This window comes from Amycolatopsis sp. FU40, assembly GCF_021903635.1.
In the GTDB taxonomy this organism is placed as follows: Bacteria; Actinomycetota; Actinomycetes; order Mycobacteriales; family Pseudonocardiaceae; genus Amycolatopsis; species Amycolatopsis dendrobii.
This window is the reverse complement of sequence record NZ_CP091381.1, coordinates 844,867-868,062: the sequence shown is the minus strand read 5'-3', so window position 1 is coordinate 868,062 and position 23,196 is coordinate 844,867. Positions and strand designations below refer to the sequence as shown.

The 23,196-nt window shown below is 68.8% G+C and carries 16 protein-coding genes; 4 read left to right on the top strand and 12 right to left on the bottom strand.

Going from position 1 to position 23,196, the window contains the following annotated elements:
* Positions 1 to 307 precede the first annotated feature (307 nt).
* Entirely contained in the window at positions 308 to 5,770 is a 5,463-nt protein-coding gene (locus tag L3Q65_RS05240) for a biotin carboxylase N-terminal domain-containing protein (RefSeq protein ID WP_237598922.1), read from the top strand.
* A 43-nt stretch (positions 5,771 to 5,813) separates the two neighbouring features.
* Here L3Q65_RS05240 and dnaE read toward each other — a convergent pair whose 3' ends face one another.
* From dnaE to L3Q65_RS05205, 8 genes are all read right to left on the bottom strand, one after another.
* Positions 5,814 to 9,338: a DNA polymerase III subunit alpha gene (gene dnaE, locus L3Q65_RS05235; protein ID WP_237598921.1), complete on the bottom strand. Its 3,525-nt coding sequence runs from the start codon at positions 9,336 to 9,338 to the stop codon at positions 5,814 to 5,816.
* 128 nt (positions 9,339 to 9,466) lie between these two features.
* Complete coding sequence (locus tag L3Q65_RS05230; RefSeq protein WP_182896880.1) at positions 9,467 to 9,913, bottom strand: PadR family transcriptional regulator; 447 nt, start codon at positions 9,911 to 9,913, stop codon at positions 9,467 to 9,469.
* Between the two features lie 852 nt (positions 9,914 to 10,765).
* The gene (locus L3Q65_RS05225) at positions 10,766 to 11,968 is read right to left on the bottom strand and encodes an MFS transporter (protein WP_304504579.1); all 1,203 of its coding nucleotides are present in this window, start codon (positions 11,966 to 11,968) and stop codon (positions 10,766 to 10,768) included.
* Positions 11,969 to 12,172: 204 nt separating this feature from the next.
* On the bottom strand, positions 12,173 to 12,679 hold the full coding sequence (locus L3Q65_RS05220) for a flavodoxin domain-containing protein (RefSeq protein ID WP_182896882.1): 507 nt from the start codon (positions 12,677 to 12,679) through the stop codon (positions 12,173 to 12,175).
* A 138-nt stretch (positions 12,680 to 12,817) separates the two neighbouring features.
* Positions 12,818 to 14,008, bottom strand: a complete 1,191-nt coding sequence (locus L3Q65_RS05215; protein WP_237598919.1) for an MFS transporter — start codon at positions 14,006 to 14,008, stop codon at positions 12,818 to 12,820.
* Positions 14,009 to 14,193: 185 nt separating this feature from the next.
* Positions 14,194 to 14,319, bottom strand: a complete 126-nt coding sequence (locus L3Q65_RS47300; RefSeq protein ID WP_255751338.1) for a hypothetical protein — start codon at positions 14,317 to 14,319, stop codon at positions 14,194 to 14,196.
* Positions 14,295 to 15,011, bottom strand: a complete 717-nt coding sequence (locus tag L3Q65_RS05210) for an arginase family protein (protein WP_237598918.1) — start codon at positions 15,009 to 15,011, stop codon at positions 14,295 to 14,297. The genes L3Q65_RS47300 and L3Q65_RS05210 overlap by 25 nt, the downstream gene beginning before the upstream one ends.
* Positions 15,012 to 15,024: 13 nt before the next feature.
* The gene (locus tag L3Q65_RS05205; protein ID WP_237598917.1) at positions 15,025 to 15,816 is read right to left on the bottom strand and encodes a YqcI/YcgG family protein; all 792 of its coding nucleotides are present in this window, start codon (positions 15,814 to 15,816) and stop codon (positions 15,025 to 15,027) included.
* A gap of 612 nt (positions 15,817 to 16,428) precedes the next feature.
* On the opposite strand from L3Q65_RS05205, the gene L3Q65_RS05200 reads away from it, so the two are divergent.
* The gene (locus tag L3Q65_RS05200) at positions 16,429 to 17,355 is read left to right on the top strand and encodes a nucleoside-diphosphate kinase (RefSeq protein WP_237598916.1); all 927 of its coding nucleotides are present in this window, start codon (positions 16,429 to 16,431) and stop codon (positions 17,353 to 17,355) included.
* An 8-nt stretch (positions 17,356 to 17,363) separates the two neighbouring features.
* Here the strand turns inward: L3Q65_RS05200 and L3Q65_RS05195 are convergent, their stop codons facing one another.
* Positions 17,364 to 18,329 carry a nucleoside-diphosphate kinase gene (locus tag L3Q65_RS05195; RefSeq protein WP_237598915.1) on the bottom strand — a complete coding sequence of 322 codons (966 nt, stop codon included), beginning with the start codon at positions 18,327 to 18,329 and terminating at the stop codon, positions 17,364 to 17,366.
* 177 nt (positions 18,330 to 18,506) lie between these two features.
* Here L3Q65_RS05195 and L3Q65_RS05190 point away from each other — a divergent pair, with 177 nt between their 5' ends.
* Both L3Q65_RS05190 and L3Q65_RS05185 read left to right on the top strand, forming a co-directional pair.
* Positions 18,507 to 19,484 carry a GTP-binding protein gene (locus L3Q65_RS05190; RefSeq protein WP_370648205.1) on the top strand — a complete coding sequence of 326 codons (978 nt, stop codon included), beginning with the start codon at positions 18,507 to 18,509 and terminating at the stop codon, positions 19,482 to 19,484.
* Between the two features lie 74 nt (positions 19,485 to 19,558).
* A complete protein-coding gene (locus L3Q65_RS05185) occupies positions 19,559 to 19,828 on the top strand; it encodes a hypothetical protein (RefSeq protein WP_237598913.1) in 270 nt (89 codons plus the stop codon).
* A gap of 11 nt (positions 19,829 to 19,839) precedes the next feature.
* Here the strand turns inward: L3Q65_RS05185 and ligD are convergent, their stop codons facing one another.
* From ligD to L3Q65_RS05170, 3 genes are read right to left on the bottom strand one after another with little or no spacing between them, the layout of a single operon-like run.
* Positions 19,840 to 20,853, bottom strand: a complete 1,014-nt coding sequence (gene ligD, locus L3Q65_RS05180; protein WP_237598912.1) for a non-homologous end-joining DNA ligase — start codon at positions 20,851 to 20,853, stop codon at positions 19,840 to 19,842.
* Entirely contained in the window at positions 20,850 to 21,926 is a 1,077-nt protein-coding gene (locus L3Q65_RS05175) for an ATP-dependent DNA ligase (RefSeq protein ID WP_237598911.1), read from the bottom strand. The genes ligD and L3Q65_RS05175 overlap by 4 nt, the downstream gene beginning before the upstream one ends.
* Positions 21,927 to 21,977: 51 nt before the next feature.
* Positions 21,978 to 23,114 carry a DUF1015 family protein gene (locus L3Q65_RS05170; RefSeq protein WP_237598910.1) on the bottom strand — a complete coding sequence of 379 codons (1,137 nt, stop codon included), beginning with the start codon at positions 23,112 to 23,114 and terminating at the stop codon, positions 21,978 to 21,980.
* Positions 23,115 to 23,196: the final 82 nt, after the last annotated feature.

Here is a 23,196-nt window from a genome sequence, read left to right as displayed (position 1 = left end):
CCGCCGCCTGAACTGCGGGTGACCCCTGTCCGACCCCCTGGAAACGCCTGGCCGTCCAGTTGCCTCCGCCCCTGGTCAGCCGGGCGTGATTTGTGGCATACCTCGCGATAAACGAGGCCGGAACGACGTGACACGAGCCGTTTTTGGCGGGTTTCTACAAACCGGCAGGCGCGGCATGCGTCATCCGCGACATTGGTGTACCCGGCGGTAAGGGAGCAATGTGTACGACGAAGACAGGCGACGTTCCGGCGGGTCCGGCGTCGCCTGCTGTGCGTGGTGCAGTCAGGTTCACTGGGAGGCTTTGTCCGTGTTCAATCGCGTCGCCATCGTCAACCGCGGAGAGGCCGCGATGCGGTTGATCCACGCCGTCCGGGACTTGTCCGCCGAGACCGGGCGACGGATCGAGACGGTCGCGCTCTACACGGACGCGGACGCCACCGCGACTTTCGTCCGCGAAGCCGACGTCGCCTATTCGCTCGGCCCCGCCTCCGCGCGGCCCTACCTCGACCTCGCCAAACTGGAGAAGGCGCTGGTCGAGACCAAGGCCGACGCCGCGTGGGTCGGCTGGGGCTTCGTCGCCGAGGACCCGGCGTTCGCCGAGCTGTGCGAGAAGATCGGGGTCGCCTTCGTCGGTCCCAGCGCGGACGCGATGCGCAAGCTCGGCGACAAGATCGGCGCGAAGCTGATCGCCGAGGAGGTCGGCGTCCCGGTCGCTCCGTGGAGCGGCGGCGAGGTCGCGACCCTCGAGGAAGCTCTCGCGGCGGGCGACAAGATCGGCTACCCGCTGATGCTCAAGGCCACCGCGGGCGGCGGCGGGCGCGGCATCCGCAAGGTCGAGTCGGCGGGCGACCTCACCGAGGCGTACGAGCGCACCAGCCAGGAAGCGCTGCGCGCGTTCGGCAGCGGCGTCGTGTTCCTGGAGCGCCTGGTCACCGGCGCCCGGCACGTCGAGGTCCAGGTGATCTCCGACGGCGAGACCGCGTGGGCGCTCGGCGTCCGCGACTGCTCGGTGCAGCGGCGCAACCAGAAGATCATCGAGGAGTCGGCGTCGCCGGTGCTCGGCGCGGAGCAGACCGCCGAGCTCAAGGCGTCGGCCGAGCGGCTCGCGGTCGCGGTCGGCTACCGCGGCGCGTGCACCGTCGAATTCCTTTACCACCCCGGCGACCGGATGTTCGCCTTCCTCGAGGTCAACACCCGCCTCCAGGTGGAACACCCGATCACCGAGATCACCACCGGCACCGACCTGGTGCGGCTGCAGCTGCACGTCGCGTCCGGCGGCAAACTCGAAGGCGCGCAGCCGGAGGAGTCCGGGCACGCCGTCGAGGCGCGGCTCAACGCCGAGGACCCGGACCGCGACTTCGCGCCGTCCCCCGGCCGCATCGCGCGGCTGCTGCTGCCCGCCGGCCCGGGCATCCGGGTCGACACCGGCGTCAGCGAGGGCGACACGATCCCCGCCGACTTCGACTCGATGATCGCCAAGATCATCGCCTACGGCCGCGACCGCGACCAGGCGCTCGCGCGGCTGCGCCGGGCGATGTCCGAGACGTCCGTGCTGATCGAGGGCGGCGCCACCAACAAGAGCTTCGTGCTCGACCTGCTCGACCAGCCCGAGGTGATCGACGCCAGCGCGGACACCGGCTGGATCGACCGCGTCCGCGCCGAAGGCCGTCTCGTCACCACGCGGCATTCCGCGGTCGCGCTCGCCGCGGCGGCGATCGAGGCCTACGAGGACGACGAGGAGGTCAGCCGCCAGCGCCTGCTGTCCACCGCGTTCGGCGGCCGTCCGCAGGTGCGCCACGAAATCCGTCCGCTGGACCTGAAACTGCGCGGCGCGTCCTACCGGGTCACCGTGGCGCGCACCGGGCCGAAGCGGTTCCGGGTCGGCGTCAGCGGCGGCGGCGAGGTGCATCCGGCCGATGTCGAACTCGAACGGTTCGACGAGTACAGCGGCCAGATCACCGTCAACGGCACCCGGTTCCGGCTCGTCACCGGCACGCACGGGCCGACCCACCTGGTCGAGGTCGACGGCATCACCCACCGGATCAGCCGCGACGAGGGCGGCGTCGTCCGCTCCCCCGCGCCCGCGCTGGTGGTCGCCACGCCGGTCGCGGTGGACGACGAGGTCGAGTCCGGTGCGCCGGTGCTCGTGCTGGAAAGCATGAAGATGGAGACGGTGCTGCGCGCGCCGTTCCGGGCCAGGGTCAAGGAACTCCCGGTGTCGATCGGCAGCCAGGTGGAGACCGGTGCTCCGCTGCTGCGCCTCGAACCGCTGGCCGACGAAGCCGAGGACGAGGCCGCCGCGCAGGCCGAGACCGCCGAGATCGACCTGCCCGCCGAGCAGGACGGCACGAGCGCGGCCGACCGGGTCGAGCGCGGCAGGCAGGACCTGCGCAGCCTGCTGCTCGGGTTCGACGTCGACCCGCACGACCAGGGCCGGGTGCTCAGCGGCTATCTGTCGGCGCGTGCCGACCTGACTGCCCGGCCGCTGGAGGGCGAACTCGAACTGCTCGGCGTGTTCGCCGACCTGTCCGAGCTGAGCCGGAACAAGCCCGCCGCGGACGACCTCAGCGCGTCGAGCCCGGTGCACAGCGCCCGCGAGTACTTCCACACCTACCTGCAGAGCCTCGACGTCGAGCGCGCCGGGCTGCCGGAGAAATTCCAGGGCAGGCTGCGCCGCGTGCTCGGCCACTACGGCGTCGGCGACCTCGAGCGCACGCCGGAGCTGGAAGAGGCGGTTTTCCGGATTTTCCTTGCCCAGCAACGGGCTTCGAGCGACAGCGCGATCGTGTCCGCGCTGCTGCGGCAATGGCTCACCGAGGCCCCGCCGTCGGCCGAGCTGCGGGAGACGGCCGGGCTCGCGCTGGAGCACCTGGTCGCCGCCACCCAGCTGCGGTTCCCGGCGGTCAGCGACCTCGCCCGCGGCGTGGTGTTCCGCTGGTTCGCGCAGCCGCTGCTGCGCCGGGCGCGCGCCGAGGTGTACGCGGAGATCCGCGGCCATTTGCGCTACCTCGACCGCAACCCGGACGCGGCCGACCGCGCCGAGCGGATCTCCGGCATGGTGTCGAGCAACGAGCCGCTGGTGCGGCTGCTCGGCCAGCGGATCGGGCGGCCGGGCGCGGACCCGGCCCCGATGCTGGAGGTGCTGACCCGGCGCTACTACGGCAACAAGGCGCTCACCGACGTGCGCGTGCGCGAGGTCGCGGGCTGCTCGTTCGTCACCGCTGAGCACCCCGAACCGGCGCGCGTGGTCACCACCGCGGTCGACTTCCCGCAACTGCCGGACGCGATGCGCGCGGTGGCCGAGCTGTCCGCCGACGCCGGGGTTCCGGTCGCCACGGACGTCTATCTCAAGTGGACCGACCAGCCCGACAGCGACGCGATGGCCGGGAAGCTCGGCGAAATCGTCGCGGCGCAACCGCTTCCGGCCGACGTCGACCGGGTCGTCACCACGGTCGCCGGTGGCGGCGGCGCGGTGATGCACCACCACTTCACCTTCCGCCGCACCGAATCCGGCTTCGCCGAGGACCGGGTGATCCGCGGGCTGCACCCGCGCGTCGCCGAGCGGCTCCAGCTGGAGCGGCTGCAGGAATTCGACCTCACGCGGCTGCCGTCGGCGGACGAAGAGGTGTACCTGTTCACCGGCACCGCGAAGACCAACCCGGCCGACGAGCGGCTGATCGCGATGGCGCAGGTCCGCGACCTCACGCCGCTGCGCGAGGCGGACGGCAGGCTCGTGTCGCTGCCCTCGGCCGAGGACACGCTCGCCGCGTGCCTCGACGCGGTCCGCAACGCGCAGGCTCGGCGTCCGGCGAAGAACCGGTTCGACACCAACCGGATCGTCATCTACGTGTGGCCGCCGAGCGACCTGACGATGGACGAGCTGAACCTGCTCGCCCGCCGCGTCCTGCCGACGACCGCGGGCGCGGGCCTGGAGGAGATCCAGTTCCTCGCCCGGCAGCGGAACGCGGAAACCGGCGAGCTGACCGACATCGCGGTGACGGTCCGCAACGAGGTCGGCGCGGGCGTGCGGCTGTCGGTCGAGGCCCCGAGCACCGAACCGGTGCAGCCGCTGGACGACTACCGGCAGAAGGTGCTGCGCGCGGCTCGCCGCGACACGGTGTACCCGTACGAGCTCACCGAACTGCTGGCGGGCGGCGGGTCCTTCGAGGAGCACGATCTCGACGACACCGGCGCGCTGGTGCCGGTCGACCGGCCGCGCGGGCAGAACAAGGCGGGGCTCGTGGCAGGCGTGGTCAGCACGCCGACCGAGCGGGTGCCCGAGGGCGTCAAGCGCGTGGTGCTGCTGGGCGACCCGACGAAGTCGCTCGGCGCCCTGGCCGAACCGGAGTGCACGCGGGTGATCGCGGCGCTGAACCTGGCCCAGGAGCTGCGGGTTCCGGTCGAATGGTTCGCGCTGTCGTCCGGCGCGCGGATCTCGATGGAGTCCGGCACCGAGAACATGGACTGGGTCGCGGCCGCGCTGAAGCGGATCGTGGAGTTCACCCAGGACGGCGGCGAGATCAACATCGTGGTCGCCGGCATCACCGTGGGCGCGCAGCCGTACTGGAACGCCGAGGCCACGATGCTCATGCACACCAAGGGCATCCTGGTGATGACGCCGGATTCGGCGATGGTGCTCACCGGCAAGCAGTCGCTGGACTTCTCCGGCGGCGTGTCGGCCGAGGACAACTTCGGCATCGGCGGCTACGACCGCGTGATGGGCCCGAACGGGCAGGCGCAGTACTGGGCGCCGAACCTCGCCGGGGCGCGCGACGTGCTGATGGCGCACTACGCGCACACCTACGTGGTGCCGGGCGAAGCGGGCCCGCGCCAGGCGGTCACCACCGACCCGGCAGGCCGCGACGTGTCGGACTACCCGCACGCCGTCGTCGGCAGCGACTTCGCCACCGTGGGCCAGATCTTCTCCGCCGAGCACAACCCGGACCGCAAGAAGCCGTTCGACATCCGCACGGTGATGCGCGCGCTGTCCGACCAGGACCACCCGGTGCTGGAGCGCTGGGCGGGCATGGCGGACGCGGACACCGCCGCGGTGCAGGACGTGCACATCGGCGGCCACCCGGTGTGCCTGCTGGGCATCGAATCGCGTTCGGTGCCCCGTCGCGGTTTCCCGCCCACCGACGGCCCGGACACGTTCACCGCGGGCACGCTGTTCCCGAAGTCGTCGAAGAAGGCGGCCCGCGCGATCAACGCGGCGAGCGGCAACCGTCCGCTGGTGGTGCTGGCGAACCTGTCCGGCTTCGACGGCTCGCCGGAGTCGATGAAGAAGCTCCAGCTGGAGTACGGGGCCGAGATCGGCCGCGCGATCGTGAACTTCGAAGGCCCGATCGTGTTCACGGTGATCTCGCGCTACCACGGCGGGGCGTTCGTGGTGTTCTCGAAGGCGCTGAACCCGAACATGACGGTGCTGGCGCTGGAGGGCTCGTTCGCCTCGGTGCTCGGCGGCGCTCCGGCGGCCGCGGTGGTGTTCGCCGGCGAGGTGAAGACCCGGACGGCGAACGACCCTCGGGTCGCTGAGCTGCAGAAGCGGCTGGGCGAGCTGAGCGGGGCCGAGCGGGCTGCCTGCGCGGCCGAGCTGGCCGAGGTCACGTCGTCGGTGCGGGCTGAGAAGCTCGGCGAGGTGGCGTCGGAGTTCGACCGGGTGCACAGCATCCAGCGCGCGGTCGAGGTCGGGTCGGTGGACGCGATCGTGAGCACGGCGCAGCTGCGGCCGCGGATCATCGAGGCGATCGAGCACGGGCTCAAGCGCTGAGGCGGTCGTGAGTGGCAATCCCGGTTAGAACCGGGATTGCCACTCACGAGGCCACGGTGATCCCCCGGATGGTTTTCACCTCGCCCAGCAGCGCCGGGGTCACCTTGACCGAGTACCCGTCCAGGGCGTACCGCTGCTCCCCCACGTGCAGGTGCACCGGCGTATTCCCCTGGTGCGCCAGCAAAGTCTGCTTGAGTTCCAGCACCACCGGCAGCGTCACCTTCTCCGCCCGCGTGTGCAGCACCAGCGGCGTTTCCCCGAGTTCCGTGAGGTCCAGCGGCGCCAGGTCCGCCCCGAAGACCGACATTCTGTCCTCCCGCCAGTTCACTCGGCCCTTCACCAGCACCGCGTTGTCCTCCACCAGATCCGCCGCGCACAACGCGTACGACTTGGCGAAGAACAACACCTCAAGAGACGCGTCCAAATCCTCGACCGTGCAGATCGCCCAGGGTTCGCCCTTTTTGTTCACCCGGCGCTCCAGCGAAGTGATCAACCCGGCGACGACGAGTTCCCCCTCCTTGGGTGGATTGTCGATGATCGCCGCGATCGGGCGGGGTGCGTGTTTGCGGAGGACGCCCTCGGCGCCGTCCAAGGGGTGGGCTGAAACGTAGAGGCCGAGCATGTCCCGTTCATGTGCCAGCAACTGTTTGCGCGGCCACTCTTCGGCAGTGAATTTCACGTGCGACAACGGAGAAGACGCCGGTTCCTTGTTTTCTCCGCCGAAGAGGTCGAATTGGCCCATCGCTTCCTGGCGCTTGAGCGGGACGACGGCTTCCACCGCGTCCTCGTGCACCTGGATCATCGACAGCCGGGTGTGCCCCATCGAGTCGAAGGCACCCGCCTTGATCAGCGATTCGATCACTCGCTTGTTGCAGGCCACCAGCTCCGATTTGTCCAGGAACTCGGTGAACGAGGAGTACTTGCCCTTCTCCTCGCGCGTCTTGATGATCGACTCCACCACGTTCGCGCCCACGTTGCGCACCGCGCCCAGACCGAAGCGGATGTCGTTCCCGACGGCCGCGAACCGCAAAGCCGACTCGTTCACGTCCGGCGGCAGCACCTTGATCCCCAGCCGGCGGCACTCCGACAGATAGATCGCGGACTTGTCCTTGTTGTCACCCACCGACGTGAGCAGCGCGGCCATGTACTCCGCGGTGTAGTTCGCCTTCAGATACGCGGTCCAGTAGCCGACCAGCGCGTACCCGGCGGCGTGCGACTTGTTGAAGGCATAGCCCGCGAAAGGCAGGATGGTGTCCCACAACGCCTGCACGGCCTCGCCGGAGAACCCGTTGTCGATCATTCCGGAACGGAAGCCCTCGAATTCCTTCTCCAGGACTTCCTTTTTCTTCTTTCCCATCGCGCGCCGCAAGACGTCCGCGCGGCCCATCGAGTACCCGGCGACCTTCTGCGCGATCTGCATGATCTGTTCCTGATACACCACCAGACCGTGCGTTTCGGCGAGGATCTCGCGCAACGGTTCCTCGAGTTCCGGATGGATCGGTTCGATGGCTTGCCGCTTGTTCTTGCGGTCGGCGTAGTTGTTGTGCGTGTTCATCGCCATCGGACCAGGCCGGTAGAGCGCGTTGACGGCCACGATGTCCTCGAACCCGGTGGGACGCATGCGGCGCAACAGATCTCGCATCGCGCCACCGTCCAACTGGAACACTCCGAGACTGTCCCCGCGGACCAGCAGGGCGAAGGTCTCGGGATCGTCGGTGGCCAGCCGGTCGAGGTCGATGTCTTCGCCGCGGTTGGCCTTGATGTTGTCGATAGCGTCGCCGATGACGGTGAGGTTGCGCAGGCCGAGGAAGTCCATTTTCAGCAGGCCGATGGCCTCGCAGGAGGGATAGTCCCAGCCGGTGATGATCGAGCCGTCGTCCCTGCGCCACAACGGAATCGCGTCCATCAACGGTTCGCTGGACATGATGACCGCGCAGGCATGCACACCGGCGTTGCGGATCAGCCCCTCCAGGCCGCGGGCGGTGTCGAAGATCGTCTTGCACTCTTCGTCGGTCTCGACCAGCGTGCGAACCTCGGCTGCTTCCGCGTAACGCTCGTGCTTGGCGTCCACGATCCCCGACAGCGGAATGTCCTTGGCGGCCACCGGCGGCGGCAAGGCTTTGGAGATCCGGTCCGCGATCGAATAGCCGGGTTGTCCGAAGTGGACTCTCGCGGAATCCTTGATCGCCGCTTTCGTCTTGATGGTGCCGAAGGTGATCACCTGCGCGATCCGATCGGACCCGTATTTCTCGGTGGCGTACCGGATCATCTCGCCACGCCGGCGGTCGTCGAAGTCCATGTCGATATCGGGCATCGACACCCGTTCCGGGTTCAGGAACCGTTCGAACAGCAGACCGTGCCGGATCGGGTCGAGATTGGTGATGCGGAGCGCGTACGCGACCAGCGATCCCGCCGCCGACCCGCGTCCCGGACCCACGCGGATTCCCGCCTCGCGGGCATGCGTCATCAGGTCGGCCGTGATGAGGAAGTACCCGGGAAAACCTTTCTCCACGATGACTTCGAGCTCGTATTCGGCGCGCTCCCGGTATTCGCCGGGCACTCCGTCCGGCAGCCGGTGCGCAAGCCCGGACATCACTTCATGGTGCAGCCAGGTGGCTTCGGTGTGGCCTTCGGGGACGTCGAAGACCGGCATCCGGTCCTTGTGCGTGTACACGTCCTCGTACGACTCGACCCGCTCCGCGATCAGCAGCGTGTTGTCCGCCGCCCCCGGGACCTCCTTGTCCCAGTACTCCCGCATCTCCTCCGCCGACTTCAGGAAATAGCCGTCCCCGTCGAACTTGAACCGCGTCGGATCGTTCAACGTCTTCCCGGCCTGCACGCACAACAACGCCGAATGCGTGTCCGCCTGGTCCTTCGTCACATAATGCGAATCATTCGTCGCCAGCGGCGGCAGGTCCAGCAGCTTCCCGATCTCCAGCAGCCCCTCCCGCACCGACCGCTCGATCGGCAAACCGTGATCCATCAACTCCAGGAAAAAATTCCCCGCCCCGAAAATGTCCTTGTAATCCGAAGCCGCCTGGATCGCCGCCTCCCGCTGCCCCAGCCGCAACCGGGTCTGCACCTCGCCCGACGGACACCCCGTCGTCGCGATGATCCCCTCCGCGTTCTCCGCGATCAGCTCACGATCCATCCGCGGCTTGCGGTAATACCCCTGAATCGACGCCAGCGACGACAGCTTGAACAGATTCCGCAACCCCGTCGCGTTCCCCGCCACCATCGTCATGTGCGTATACGCACCGCCGCCCGACACATCGCCGCCCTCGCCGAACTCGTCCGACCCCCGCTGCGACGCCTGCCCCCAGAACACCGGCTTCTTGTGAAACCGGCTTTCCGGCGCGACATACGCCTCGATCCCGATGATCGGCTTGATCCCGTGCTTCTTCGACGTCTGATAAAACTCGTCCCCGCCGTACATGTTCCCGTGATCGGTCATCCCCACCGCAGGCATCCCCAACCGGGCCGCCTCCGCGAAAAGAGGACCGATCTTCGCCGCACCGTCCAGCATCGAGTACTCAGTGTGGACGTGCAGGTGGACAAACGATGGCATGGCCGCATTGGACCCGCCGCACCGCTCCGCCGTCCAACAACCGACACGCGCGCTCGGACCACCTCCGGTTGTGCCCCGAGGTGACCGCCGGTGGGCGAGTCCTTTGCGGACCCACCCACCGGCGGTTCTTACTCTTCGAAATCGTCATCCGCGAGCAACGCGTACAACCGGCGACGGGCCTCGCGGAGCACCTTCCGCGCCTCCTCGCACTGCGCCTCGCTGCCCGTGTGCGCGACCTGCGCCGCGGCTCCCGCCAACTCGCCGATCTGCTGATACAGCGCCGCGAACCGGTCCGCCCCCGGCTCCTGGTCGCGAGCCGGAGACTCCCAGAGCGCGGCGAACTCCTCCTCGCGCCCCGCGACGTGCTCCCGCCCCGCCTCGGTGAGATGCGCGACCCGACGACCGCCCTCCTCCGCCGTGCGGACCAGGCCTTCGTCCTCGAGCTGCTGCAAAATCGGGTAAATGGACCCCGGGCTGGGCCGCCACTCGTCATTCGTGCGACGGCGGATCTCCTGCATCAGCTGGTAACCATGGCGAGGTTCCTCCGCCAGCAAGGCGAGGACCGCCGGACGCACCGGACGGGCCGGACCTCGACCGCCGCGGGGCGGGCCGCCGAAAAACCCTCCTGGACCGCCAGGGCCGCCGGGAAACCCGGGGAAGCCAGGGAACCCGGGAAACCCCGGCCGATGCGGCGGTCCAGGCGGACTGGGAGGCCCCGGAGGGAAGCCGCCACGGGCTTCGAAGACGGTGTCGTCCCAGGCTCCCTCGTCTCCAGGGTGACCGGGATGGCCGGGATGGCCGAAGTGCTCGCGGTGGCCGAAGTGCGCGTGATCCTCCCCTGACTCACCAGGAAGACCGGGGTGCCCGTGGTCCTCCCCCGACCCGCCCGGATGACCGTGGCGTTCCCCCGCCTCGCCCGGCGAGCCGGGGTGCCCGACCGCGTGCCAGCCCGGATGGCCAGGCCCGCCAAAGCCGACTCCCGGTCCCCCGAAAAGCCCGCCCTGCCCGAACCCGGCGCCAGGCCCGCCGAACACCGCGTGCCGGCCGAACCCCGGGCCTCGCCCGCCGAACTGCCCAGGCCAGCCGCGCTCGTCGCCCGGCGCACCTCCCCAAGGCCACCCGTGCCCTTCCCCCGGCCCGCCCGGATGTCGCCCCCTCCCCTCGCCGGGCCCGTCGCCATGCGCCTCCGGCCCGCCGAACGGCACTCCCCGGCCCTCGTCACCAGGGCGAACCGGTCCGGGACGGCCGAAGCCGAACGGCACTCCGTGTCCACCGAAGCGTTCTGGGCCGCCGAAGCCCCGGAACAGGTGGTCTCCGCCTGCGGTCCTCGTCATGTCGTCCTCCTCCGTCGAACAATCGCCGATATGACCACGATATATCGGCGATTGTTCGACGGCAAGGACGCCCGCACCCAGCAGGCGGAAAGATCAGGAAGTCCCCGCGGGTGCGGTGGTCGCGCCTTCGCCGCCGAAGCGGATGGACTTCGCCTCCTTGCCGAGTGAGGTCAGCACGGCGACCGCGATGAGCACCGGGATCACAGTCCACAGCAGTGCGGCCGGATACCCCTGCGACTGCGCGATGCTCTGCTGGATCGGCAGGTTCAGCGCGGCCAGCAGGTTGCCGAGCTGATACGTGACACCCGGGAAGAAGCCGCGGATCGCGTCCGGGGACATCTCGGTCAGGTGCGCGGGGATGACGCCCCACGCGCCCTGCACCATGACCTGCATCAGGAACGACCCGAGCGCGAGCATCCCGGCCCCGTGGTCGACGGCGAAGATCGGGACGATCGGCAAGCCGAGCACCGCGGCGCCGACGATCGTCATCCGGCGGCCGAAGCGTTCCGACAGCGAGCCGAAAACCAGGCCGCCGATGATCGCGCCGACGTTGTACAGCACCGCGATCCAGGTGCTGGTCGCCGCGCTCAGGCCGGCACCGCCGTGGTCGGTCGCCTTCAGGAACGTCGGGTAGACGTCCTGCGTGCCGTGCGACATCCAGTTGAACGCGGTCATCAGCAGCACGAGATACCCGAACCGGCGCAGCACCTTCGGGTTGAACAGGACGTCCTTGACCGACGTCCGGGTGACGCGCATCTTCTCCTGCGCCGCCTCCCACACCTCGGATTCCTCGACCCGCGCCCGGATCAGCAGGCTGATCAGCGCCGGGAAGATGCTCAGCACGAAAATCCACCGCCACTCCAGGCCGAGTGCGGTGTGGAACAGCAGATACGCCAGCGCGGCCAGCAGGTACCCGGCGGAGTACCCGGCCTGCAGCAGCCCGGAGAAGAACCCGCGCCGCTCCACCGGGATCTTCTCCATCGCGAGCGCCGCGCCCAGGCCCCATTCGCCGCCCATGCCGATGCCGTAAACGAACCTCAGGATCAGCAGCACGGTGAAGTTCGGCGCGACCGCGCACAGCACGCCCGCCGCCGAGTACAACAGGACGTCGACCATCAGCGGAATCCGCCGTCCCGACCGGTCCGCCCACAGCCCGAACAGCAACGCGCCGACCGGACGCATGACGAGCGTCGCGGTGGTGATGAACGCCAGCTGAGTGGCGGTAGCCCCGAACGACTTGTCCTTCGCGATGTCCGCGAGCACGAACACGACCAGGAAATAGTCGAACGCGTCCATGCTCCAGCCGAGCCACGCGGCGAGGAACGAGTTCCGCTGATCGGCGCTGAGTTTGCGTTTTTCCTTGCCCCCCGCTGCGTTTTCGGTCACGGGCTTGGTCTACACCCGGCGCAGCGGCGAAGCAAGAGTCGCATGTGGACGCCCGCACTCCCTGACATACCAAGCAAAGCAGGACGAACCGGACGTTTCACAGTGGGCCGCGGATCAAATCGGAACCCGGGAACGCACCCGGCGGCCGATGTCCCGAGCCCACGCCCGGATCCGCTCCCAGTCACGAAAATCCCCGACCCGGTTGCCCCGCGCCATCACCTTCTCCAGCACACCGTCCGCAAGCGCCGGATCAAGCCGCCCGCCGAACGTCTCAGTACGCCCCGCGTCAATCGCCGCGGCCAGCAAGGTCACCCGCGCAGGCAAGCCAACCCTGGCCACATTCGCGCCAGGACCACAAGGTCCACTGTGGAACAACCACACCGGACGCACCCGCAACGCCTCGGTGTTGCGCTCAAGCAGCCGCACCGCTTCAGGCCGCCACCGCGCGTAGTAGAGCGCACTGCCGACCACCACCGCCGCATACCCAGCAACGCCGTCGACCTCACCCGCAGCACGCACGTCCACCGCGAACCCGGCAGCACGCAACTCCTCGCCGACCACTTCGGCGATCTCACGGGTGCCACCACGCTTGCCCGCGTACGCAACGAGGACGTTGATCATGTCCTTATTGTCCACCCCCAAGCCGCCCCACGCCCGCCCCCCGGCGCGCCCCACCCACGAACCGTCAGCACAATCACCCTTCGGGGTGCCCCACGCCACCCAAGACGGCCGACGTCGCCCGCCAGGGCGACGAGCCCATCAGGCCAGCGTCCGAGGCCGAGAAGCCAACCCTCCGAACACCGTCTGCACCAGCGCCAGCCCGATCAACACCCCGAGCGCAGGCGTCCAAGACGAAGCAGCGTCATGAACCGCGCCAATAACGACCGGCCCCAGCGCCGCGAGCGTATAGCCCGCGGACTGAGCCATCCCGGACAACGCCCCAGCGTCCGCATAATTCCTGGTGCGCAACCCAAACAGCGACAACGCCAACGCCAACGTGCTTCCACCGGCCAACCCGGCGAAGACCGCCCAAAGCACCGCGACCCCAGGCGCGACCAGCAACCCGGTCAACGCGACCGTCAACAACAACGACCCGGCAATCGCGACCGGCCGCTGATCAGGCAACCGATGAATCACCATGGAACAAACCAAGCTGCCGGCCAGCCCGGACAGATTGAACAGCAACTGGTGAAACCCAGCGGCCATCGAACTGATCCCCGCGGCATGCTCGATCGAAGACAACCAGGTCACCAGCACATAGAAAGCAAGCGACTGCAACCCCATGAAGACAGTGACCTGCCAGGCCAGCCAGCTCGTCCACGGCCGCACCACCCCAGCGGTACGCACAAGCGGTGCGGCACCGGAACGCCGTGACTGCGGCAGAAAAACCCCTAGCGCGACGAGCGCAAGACCAGCCCAGACCCCCAGCGAAAGCCGCCACCCACCAGCCTCTTGCCCGGCCAGCGGCACCGCGACCCCAGCAGCGATCGCGGCCACCCCGGACTGCACCGCGGTGTACGTACCGGTAACCGGCCCGATCCGCGCGGGGAAATCCCGTTTGACCAGTGCGGGAAGCAGGACGTTCAAGATCGCGATGGCGACCCCGAGCAGCGCGGTTCCAGTCCACAACAACAACTGAGGCGGAGTCGAACGCAGCAGGATCCCGACCGCGAGCAGCAGGACCGCCGCACCGAGCATCCGCTCAAGCCCGAGCTTCGCGGCAACCTTCGGCGCGATCGGCGAGCACCCAGCGAACGCAATGAGCGGAACGCTGACCAAGACAGACGCAGCTATCGAGGAAAGCCCCTGATCAGCCTGGACGAGCCCCAGAACGGGGCCGAGCGACGTGATCGCCGCACGCAGGTTCATCGCGATCAACAGCACGCCGGCAAGGACGAGCGCAGGCCTCATCGGGGTCCCGCGTTCAGCGGCAGCGGACCGGGCGGTCACCCGGCCTCCGCTCCGAAGACCGCTGAGGCAACCCGGCCTCCGCACCACCAAGCACCGGCAATCATCGGAACCCCCTGCCCCGGAGCAATCCAGCCCGCCCAATGCCGGAAGCCGCCGGCATCAGACTGGCTCACCGGTCCCGATCTTGCCCGCTCGGACGCCGAATCGGCAACAGCCACTTCGGTCTATCGCAGCGCCGCGGTCACGAACACCGGCGCGATCATGTCCATAATGGACTCAGTCGCCCGCGCGTCAATGCGCTCGTCTCCGGTCGCGGCGAACTCAGTCAGCTCCAGACCGGGAATGTCCACCGCCGGAATCGCCTCGAAAATCTCACGGATCTTGTGCGGCAAAGTCCGTCCGGAACGCGGTAATCGGCAGGCACCGTACCCGGTTCAAGCACATCCCAGTCGATATGCGCCCACACCCGCGCACCCCCGGCCGCAGCCGCGACCCGCTGCCCAGTGACATCCGCCGGAGCGATAATCCGAACGCCCGCCTTATCCAGCAACTCACGTTCTGCCGGATCGATATCGCGCGCGCCGACCAGGACGACCCGGCCAGGGTCGACACCCGCACCGTGCCCGCTGTCCCACACCCCGCACGCCCCGGCGAGCGCCATCCCGCCGAGATAACCCGACCTCGTGGTCTCCGGGGTATGGAAATCACCATGCGCGTCGATCCACAACACCACGCAGTCCGGATACGCGCGGAACGCAGCGGGCAACGTCGCGAGGCTGGCCGAACAAGTGTTAGCCGCGAGCACCGTTCGCCGCCTAGTCTCGACACTCGCCGAAACAGCTTGTGCCAGGCCGGAAAGCGTCTCTTCGGCAGCCGGGAGGCTGACCGTCCAGTCATCGTTCGCCGGGCCGGCCGAATTGCCGACATAACTCGGTTCGACGTCGTACCACTGCTTCAGCGCACGTGCCGTCCGAGCCGCGCCTTCGATCATTCCCGCGCCGCGGTCGCCGATGCGCCCCTGGGAAACGATCACTTCCGTCATCGCCTGTCTCCGATCAGGCAGGCGCCGCCGCCTCGTCCGGCTGCGCGGTTTCGGGCGCACGGAAGGAAAACGGGCAGGAATCGGTCCGGTCGACATCTTCCTCGGGCAGACCGTACTGCCACCATTCCAGCCCGGCGACACCGTAGGAGCCGAGCTGACGGGCGCGCGGCGCACCGTCGTATCGGTCGATTCTCGCCCGGATGTTGTTGCGGACGTTGCGGCCGCTCGGGGTGTCGCCCGCGACGACGTCGAATCGTTCGCGCGGGTTGATCACGAGCACGAAGTGCTCGCCGAGGTTGCGGCTGCGCCGGACCTCGTGCGCGGGGCTGCTCATGTTGACGAACAAGGGCATCCCGTTGAAGCACATGGACCACGAGCTTTCGCCGGGGTCGGTGCCGACGTTCTCCGGCCACCGGGCCGGGTCGACGCGGTGCAGCTTCTGAAGCACCTCCCAGCCGAACGCCTGGTACCCGGCGACCGACCGGGCGGACACCGCCGCGGGGGAAAACACGATCAGCAGCGGGTACGCGGTGTCGAGATGACCGTTCCAATTCCGGGAAAGCTCGACGTAATCGGCGAGTTCGCGGCCGAGTCTCGCGATGGCGTCCGGCCCGGCGTCCTCGGCGAAGGCGAACAGCAGCAGGCCCTTCCGGAACGCGTTTCTCGAGAAGACACACGGGAAACCACGGTCGGTGAGCCTGGACTCGACGTCGCGGAAAGCGCGGGCGCGCCAGCCGCTTCCGAACGTTTCGGCCTCCTGCTGGGTGATCAGGATGGTGCTGCGGGATTCAAGCAATCGGTGCATTCCGGCCCTCCGGGAATATTCTTCCTCGGGATACGCAGGTCCCCTCCGGCGTCCGGCCGGGCCGCGGTCGCGCGGCGGTGAGCGAGCCGCGATTCGGAGCCGCTGGCGGTTATTCCCCCACCGGACCAGCGCTGCCCCTCAGAACTCTATGGACCCCGGCCACCCCGCGCAGCGACCATCCGAGTGAACAATATTCTACGTGATTTCAAGGAATGGCGGATAATGTGTCGAGACAAGCCCCGGAACCGACCAATCCCCCTGCGACATCCGGCGCAATCCGCGGCCGGGACAGTGCGAGATACCCCGCCACAACTGGTCCGGACCACTGAAAACGCCTGCCAGCACGAACAAATCCCTATTGTCCACAGTAGACCTTCGGAACGCCGAAGTTCCGGAAAGGAATCAACCGGTTCGCCCGGATGCTCCGCTGGCGGTACGCCGATCCGCCGATTCCGGATCCGGAGCATCACCCGCACGGCGGCGCGCTTTCGAAGACGTTCGACACTTCTTGGCGAACTGCTCATCGGTGCTTCATACGACAGGGGCGGCGCGCGCCGGATAAGATCACCGCACCGGATCCGGCATCGGCCAAGGGGAGCGACGATCGAAGACATGGACTGGGCCGCGCTCACGCGCATGCCCGCGAAGCGCATCGCGTACCGCCGCGAAACCTACTTCCGGGAAGGCGCTCGCGACATCGCCCGGTTCCTCGGCGACCGGACCGCCGACATCGTGCGCCGGCACGCCCTTCTCCTGGTCAAACCGGACGGCATCGCCGCGGGCAAGGTGCGCCCGGTGCTCGGCTGGCTGGGCGAGCAGGGATTCGCCGTCCAAACCGTGCAGCGTCCCGACCTGGACGGCCTGCGGTGGCGGGAGATGTGGCGGTACCAGCTGACGTCGGCCACGGTGGACCGGCTCGCGCTGAACGACCTGATCTATCGCGGCTCCGCCCTGCTGCTGCTCGTGCGCGACGAACAGCCAGGGCCGATGCCCGCGACGATGCGGCTGGCCGCGCTGAAAGGCTCGGCCGATCCGCTGAAGCAGCAGCCCGGCACCCTGCGCGCCCTGCTGCACCAGCACAATCGCAACTTCAGCTACGTCCACGTCGCCGACGAGCCCGCCGACTTGATCCGGGAGATCGGCCTGCTGCTCGACCCGACACAGCGCCGGGAAGCACTGAACGCATTGGTCTCCGGCGCCCCGGCCGGTCTCCCGTTGCTCGAAGAAGCACTCGAAGCGGCCCCCGCCCCGCGGACCTTCGACGCCGACGAGGCCGCCGACGCGGTGGCAGACGCGCTCAAGCGAGCAGAGCACGGCGGCCGGGCGCTCGAATTGCTGGAACGCCTGCGCTTCGGGGAATTTGTGCCGTGGATCGAGGTCGCCGAGGCGGTCGCCGAAAGCGGAGCCGAGGTCGATCGCTGGGATCTCGCCGCGGCCGGGGCCGGCCTGATCGAATGCGACGAACCCGGTGAAGCGAAGCTCATCGCCAACCCGGATCCGGTGCACTGGGCCAAACCCCGGGCCAGGCGTCCGTTGTAGACCCGGCGCTACCGCATCCGCGCGGTCCACGCCTCCGCCGAAACGGCGGGCAGCAGCGCATGCGGCACCGGACGCTCGTTGTGCACCACGAACGACGCGGTCACGATCACGTCCCAGCGGTCGGCCTTGTCGAAGGGCACCAGTTCGGCCAGTTCGTCCCAGCTGATCCGGTCCCCGCCCTCGACCACGTCCCGCAGCCGGGAAACCGCGGCCTCGCCCGTCATCGGGGCCAGCCGGGCCAGCGTCGCGTCGATGTCCAGGTCGTGCGCGGGGCAATCGGCTTCGATGGCGGCGATCTCGGCTCGCGCCTGTGCCGTGCGGTCCTCGGCGAGATGCGCCCGCAGGTCCTCGAGAAACCGGAGCCGTTCCGGACGGTCGAGGAAAATCGTCAGCTCGCGCACGATGTCCGCCGGTTCGTCGCCGACGTGCACGAAGTTCAGGATCCGGTTGGGCGGGTTCAGCTTCGTGCGCAAATGGTGCGGTTCGCGCTGGGCCGGATCGCCGACGCCCTTCAGCTCGCACAGCCGGACCGTCGCGGGCAATCCCGCGACCGGGCGGACGTCGCGGGCCAGGAACAGCAGCACATCGTTGGCGAGATACCAGAAAGTGCACAACTGCAGCCGGTCGACGGTGTAGATGTGCCAGTCGTAGCGCCACACCTCGCGCATCGAATGCCGGGTGTAGCCGAACCGCGTGGTGGCGACGGGTACGAAACCGTTGTCCGCCAGGTAATCCATGATCGGGCCGAGCCTGCGGCCGGCTACCGCGTCCGGTTTGACCACCAGCATCGCCAGTCCGCCGAGCACGCCGGTCGCGTCGCCGCCGAACACCGAAAGCACGTCCGCCCAGCCCTCGCGGAAGTACAGGTCGTAGCCGAAGACTTCCCGTTTCTCCGGCACGACCGACAACTGCCGCCATTCCGCGGCCGTCGGCATGCCGTCGACCCGGTCCTCCCTGCCCGGCGTCCAGATCATCCGCTCATCCTGCCACGACGGCACATTGCGTCAACTCCCTTTCATCGAGGACGGCGCCGGGCTGCCACGGTCCGCGGGTATCGTCGGCTGCCCGGACGACAGGAGGGTTGACGCGTGGCAAGGCAGCGGGTTCCGGTAGTGCTCGTCGCAGGTTTTCTCGGTGCGGGGAAGACCACGATGCTCAACCATCTGCTCGCCAACCGCCAAGGCGTCCGGGTCGGCGTGGTGGTGAACGACTTCGGCCAGGTGAACATCGACGCGCTCGCGGTCGCCGGGCAGGTCGACACGATGGTTTCGCTGGGCAACGGCTGCCTGTGCTGTGCGGTCGACGCCAGCGGGCTGGACGCGATGCTGGGCAGGCTGTCGCGGCCTGAGGCCGGGATCGACGTGATCGTGGTGGAGGCGAGCGGGATCGCCGAGCCCCGCGATCTGCTGCGGCTGATGATCGCCAGCGAGAACCCGGATATCCGGTACGGCGGGCTGGTCGAGGTGGTCGACGCGGTCGAGTTCGAGGCGACGCGGGTGCGGCACCCGGAGCTGACCGAGCATGTGCGGGTTGCCGACCTGGTGGTTCTCAACAAGGTCGATCGGGCCGAGCCGGACGCGGTGGCCAAGGTTCGCGCTGTCGTGGAGGAGTACGCACCTGGAGTGCCGGTGCTTGAGACCGAGCGCGGGCGCGTTGATCCGGGGCTGTTTTTCGATCCCCGGCCTCGGGAAAGTTACGGGCAGTTGTCTTTTGACGATCTGCGCGAGCATGATCATTCCGAGCATTTGCACGCGCGGTACGAGAGCGTCGCGTTCACTGCTGAGCGGCCGCTTTCGCCTCGGCGGTTTCTCGCGTTTCTGGAGAGCCGTCCTGCCGGGCTTTACCGGGTCAAAGGGCAGGTGGATCTGGGGTCTCCCGAGTCCCGCTCTCGGTTCGGATTGCATACTGTCGGGGCGTTTGTGCAGGTGGAACGGTCGACCTGGCCGTCTGGGCCGCGGCGGACCGAACTGGTGCTGATTGGCGCCGGGATTGATTCCGCGGCCGTCGAACGGGAGCTCGCCGCTTGCCTGGCTGAGGACGATGTGCCTGATGAGCGGGGCCTTTTGCGCTTTCTGCGGTACCTGGACGAACCGGATGAGGGCGAAACGCGCCACGCCGAAGAAGCGTAAACGCGCGGGTTGGCGGCGTGGGAGTCGCACTATGTCTTCATAGCTCGGACCAGCCTCTTTGGAGGACTAGTTCCATGGCGGAGACGATTGCGGCCCGGTGGTACCTCGTGGGTGCGTTGCCGGAGGACGATCCGGTCGCGCATGTGATGACTCGGGCGGACGATCTGCGGTATCGGCGGTCTGCCTGCGGGGAGCGGGAATCACGGACTTGGACGCCGATCGATCTCACTGCCCAGGGGACTGGGCACGTCACGCCTTGCCCCGGGTGCGCGGGCACTTTGGCCGGAGTGCCGGTGGGGGTTGGCGCACAGGAGCAGTTGGCGTTTGACCTGCCGTTGGGGTGAGACGTGCCGGGTCACTCCTCGGCGGGCGCCTTCTTCGCCCGGCTCGGCGCGACCCGCGGCGGTTCGTTCGGCATCTTCGGGTACACCGGCGGCCATGGCGCGTCCATCAGCCCGCCGGCCAGGTCCTCTCGCGACATCTCCAGCAGCGCCTCGATCGACTGCGGCCGATCGTTCGCGCCAGCCCACGGATCTCCCCGTTCCGCGACCCGCGCCGGGACCGTCGACAGCGTCAAGGCGTCCGGATCCACTGTCGCCAGCTCGTCCCAGGCGATCGGCGCAGAAACCTGTCCGCCGGCCCTCGGCCGCACGCACCAAGCGCCGAAAACCGTTTTGTGCGGCGCATTCTGGTTGAAGTCCACGAAAACTCGCGAGCCGCGTTCTTCCTTCCACCACTGCGCGGTGATCAGGTCGGGATGCCGCCGTTCCAATGCCCTTGCCAACGCCACCGCGGCGGCCCGTACTTCGTAGCCGTTCCAGCGCGGTTCCAGCATTGAATACAAGTGCAGGCCGCGTGAACCGGAAGTCTTCACATAGACCTCGATCCCCAGCTCGGCGAGGAATTCCCGCACCAGCACGGCTGCCTCGCGCAGGTGCGGGAAGCCGATCCCGGGCGACGGATCCAGGTCGATGCGCAGTTCGTCCGCGATGTCCAGCGCCGACGCGCGGTTCGGCCACACATGGAAGCCCAGGCAGCCCTGGTTGACCGCCCACAGGACGTGCGCCAGGTCCGCAGCCACCAGTGCGTCACTGGTGGTGCCGTTGGGGGTGGAGACGACGGCGGTGGTCAGCCAGGAAGGCGCGTTCTTGGGCGTGCGTTTTTGAAACCACGACTTTCCGCCCGCGCCGTCCGGATAGCGTTCGAGCAGCAAGGGGCGGCCGCCGAGCCGGTCGAGCAACGGGCCCGCGACAGCTTGGTAATAGCGGACGAGATCGAGCTTGGTTTCGCCTCGTTCCGGGAAATAAACCTTGTACGGGCTGGAGATGGTCAGTTCCACGCCGTCCAGGTCGAGCGGCACGCCGCTCATCGGGCCTCCCCGAACAGATCCGCCAGTTCGGCGGGCGGGGCCTCGTCCAGTTGCGCGTAGGTGCACGATTCCGGGGTCCGGTCCGGGCGGAAGCGCACCAGTCGTCCGCCGTGGCGGAAACGGCCGCCTTGCAGGTGTTCGTAGCGCACTTCGGCGACCTGTTCCGGGCGCAGCGGTTCCCACGACAGGTCCTTGTCCGGGGCCCACCGGCTGTTGGCGCCCGGCCGGCGCACCTCGCCGGCCTGCCATTCCGCCCAGGTGCGCCACGGATGCCCGTCGAGCGCGTTCTCCCGCCACGGGGCCAGTTCCTCGACCAGCTCCCGCCGCCGCGCCGCGGTGAAGCTGCTCGCGACGCCGACGTGGTGCAGCGCCCCCTCCTCGTCGTACAGCCCGAGCAGCAGCGATCCGACGCCCTTGCCGTCCTTGTGCCACCGGAAACCCGCGACGACACAGTCCGCGGTGCGCTCGTGCTTCACCTTCAGCATCACGCGTTTGTCCTGCTCATACGGCAGATCGGCGGGTTTCGCCATGACCCCGTCGAAACCCGCGCCCTCGAACCGGGTGAACCAGTCCTGCGCGAGGTCCGGATCCGTCGTGAGCGGGGTCAGATGCACCCGCTGCAGACCGGTCGAGGGCGCGAAAATCCCCTCCAGCGCCCGCCGCCGCTCGGCGAACGGCTCCTCGGTCAGGTCCCGCTCGCCAAGCGCGAGCAAGTCGAACGCGACGAAGCTGGCCGGGGTCTCCTCCGCGAGCTTCCGGACACGGCTGGCCGCCGGATGCAGCCGCAGCTGCAACGCCCCGAAGTCCAGCCCGCGCGGCGTGACCAGCACGATCTCGCCGTCGACGACGCATTTTTCCGGCAACGCGTCCCGCAGCAGCTCGACCAGTTCCGGGAAGTACCGGGTGAGCGGCCGGTCGTTGCGCGAGCCGAGTTCGACCTCGTCGCCGTCGCGGAACACGACGCACCGGAAGCCGTCCCACTTCGGCTCATACCAGAACCCGCCATCGCGCGGCACCTCGTGCACGGCTTTGGCGAGCATCGGCCGCACCGGCGGCATCAGGGGTAGCTCCACCTGCGCGATCCTAAGCGGAACAGACGCTGACCTGCACCTTTTTACCAGCGCTTACCAGCGCGCCAGCACCAGCCCGCCGCGCGGTTTAGGCGTGAAGTACGTGGCCTTCCGCGGCATCCGACGCCCCGCCGCGTGCACCGCCTGCACCGTCTCGAACGGCACCGGGGCCAGTTGCACCACCGCGTCCGCGTCCGGCGGGACCGGGCTGCCCGGCAGCAGCGGGCGCACGTGCGGGCCGTCCGGGTCGAGGCCGAGCGCCGAGCCGAGGAGCGTCTGTTCCGCCACTTCGTGGTCGATGATCAGCGGGTCCGAACCCGGCAACCGCACCCGCAGCACGCGCGAGCCGGCCAGCACCACTGCCGTGCCGGGGCAGGAAGGCGGGGTCGCGTCATTCGACCAGGCCACGTCCAGCCCTGCCTCCTGCCAAGCCGCGAACAGGCTCTCGGCAGAGCGTCCGGTCCCGAGAAGCACGCGGTTGATCGCCCGGATCTCCAACTGCGAACCCGCCGTGATCAACGCCAGCAGCTGACCGCTCCCGGCAGCGGCCGCGACGCGGTGATTCCCGTCCGCCACCAGCAGATCGCTCGCCGACGCGGCCTCCAGCAGCCGTTCCTGCCTCTCCCCTGGCCGCACTACCCACAGCTCGTGCGGCAGCCCCGCACGGTCCACAGTGGACACATCAGGAGCCGCCGAACTCGCCGCTTCCTTGACCGCCGCGGTCAGCTCCGCTCCGTCGCCGACCGGCACGAGCAGGGCGGCACTCGTCGCGCACCCGAGGCCGTCCAGCACGGCCGCGCGCTCGGCGACCACCTCCGGATACACCTCCTCGGTGTGCTTCACGTGCGCCCCGGCCGACGTCAGCTCCCGGACGTCGACCAGGCACAGCACGCCCGCGATCGTCTCGCCGATCCGGTACGCCGCGACGAATCCCGTCTCCGGCCGGTAATGGCCGGTCAGCAGCCGTTCGAGCGTCGCCCGCGCCTCCGGCAGCGCGGCCTCGACGTCCAGCCCGGCGGCCAGCGCAGCGGGCGTCCGCGCGGGATGCTGCGCGGCCAGCAGCGTGTCCCCTTCCGCCGCCGCGAGCGCCCTCGTCACCGCCTCCGGTTCGGCGAACTCGTCGACATCCGGCCCCGGCACCGCGCCCTGAACGACCCAGCCCCGGCCGATCGGCCGCACCCATCTGTCCATCCCTCCATGATGGCGGTCCGGCGGACCCCCGGGCACCGATCGATCGGCTGGGGAATGCTTGCCCGGGCGAAGGAGTTTATTC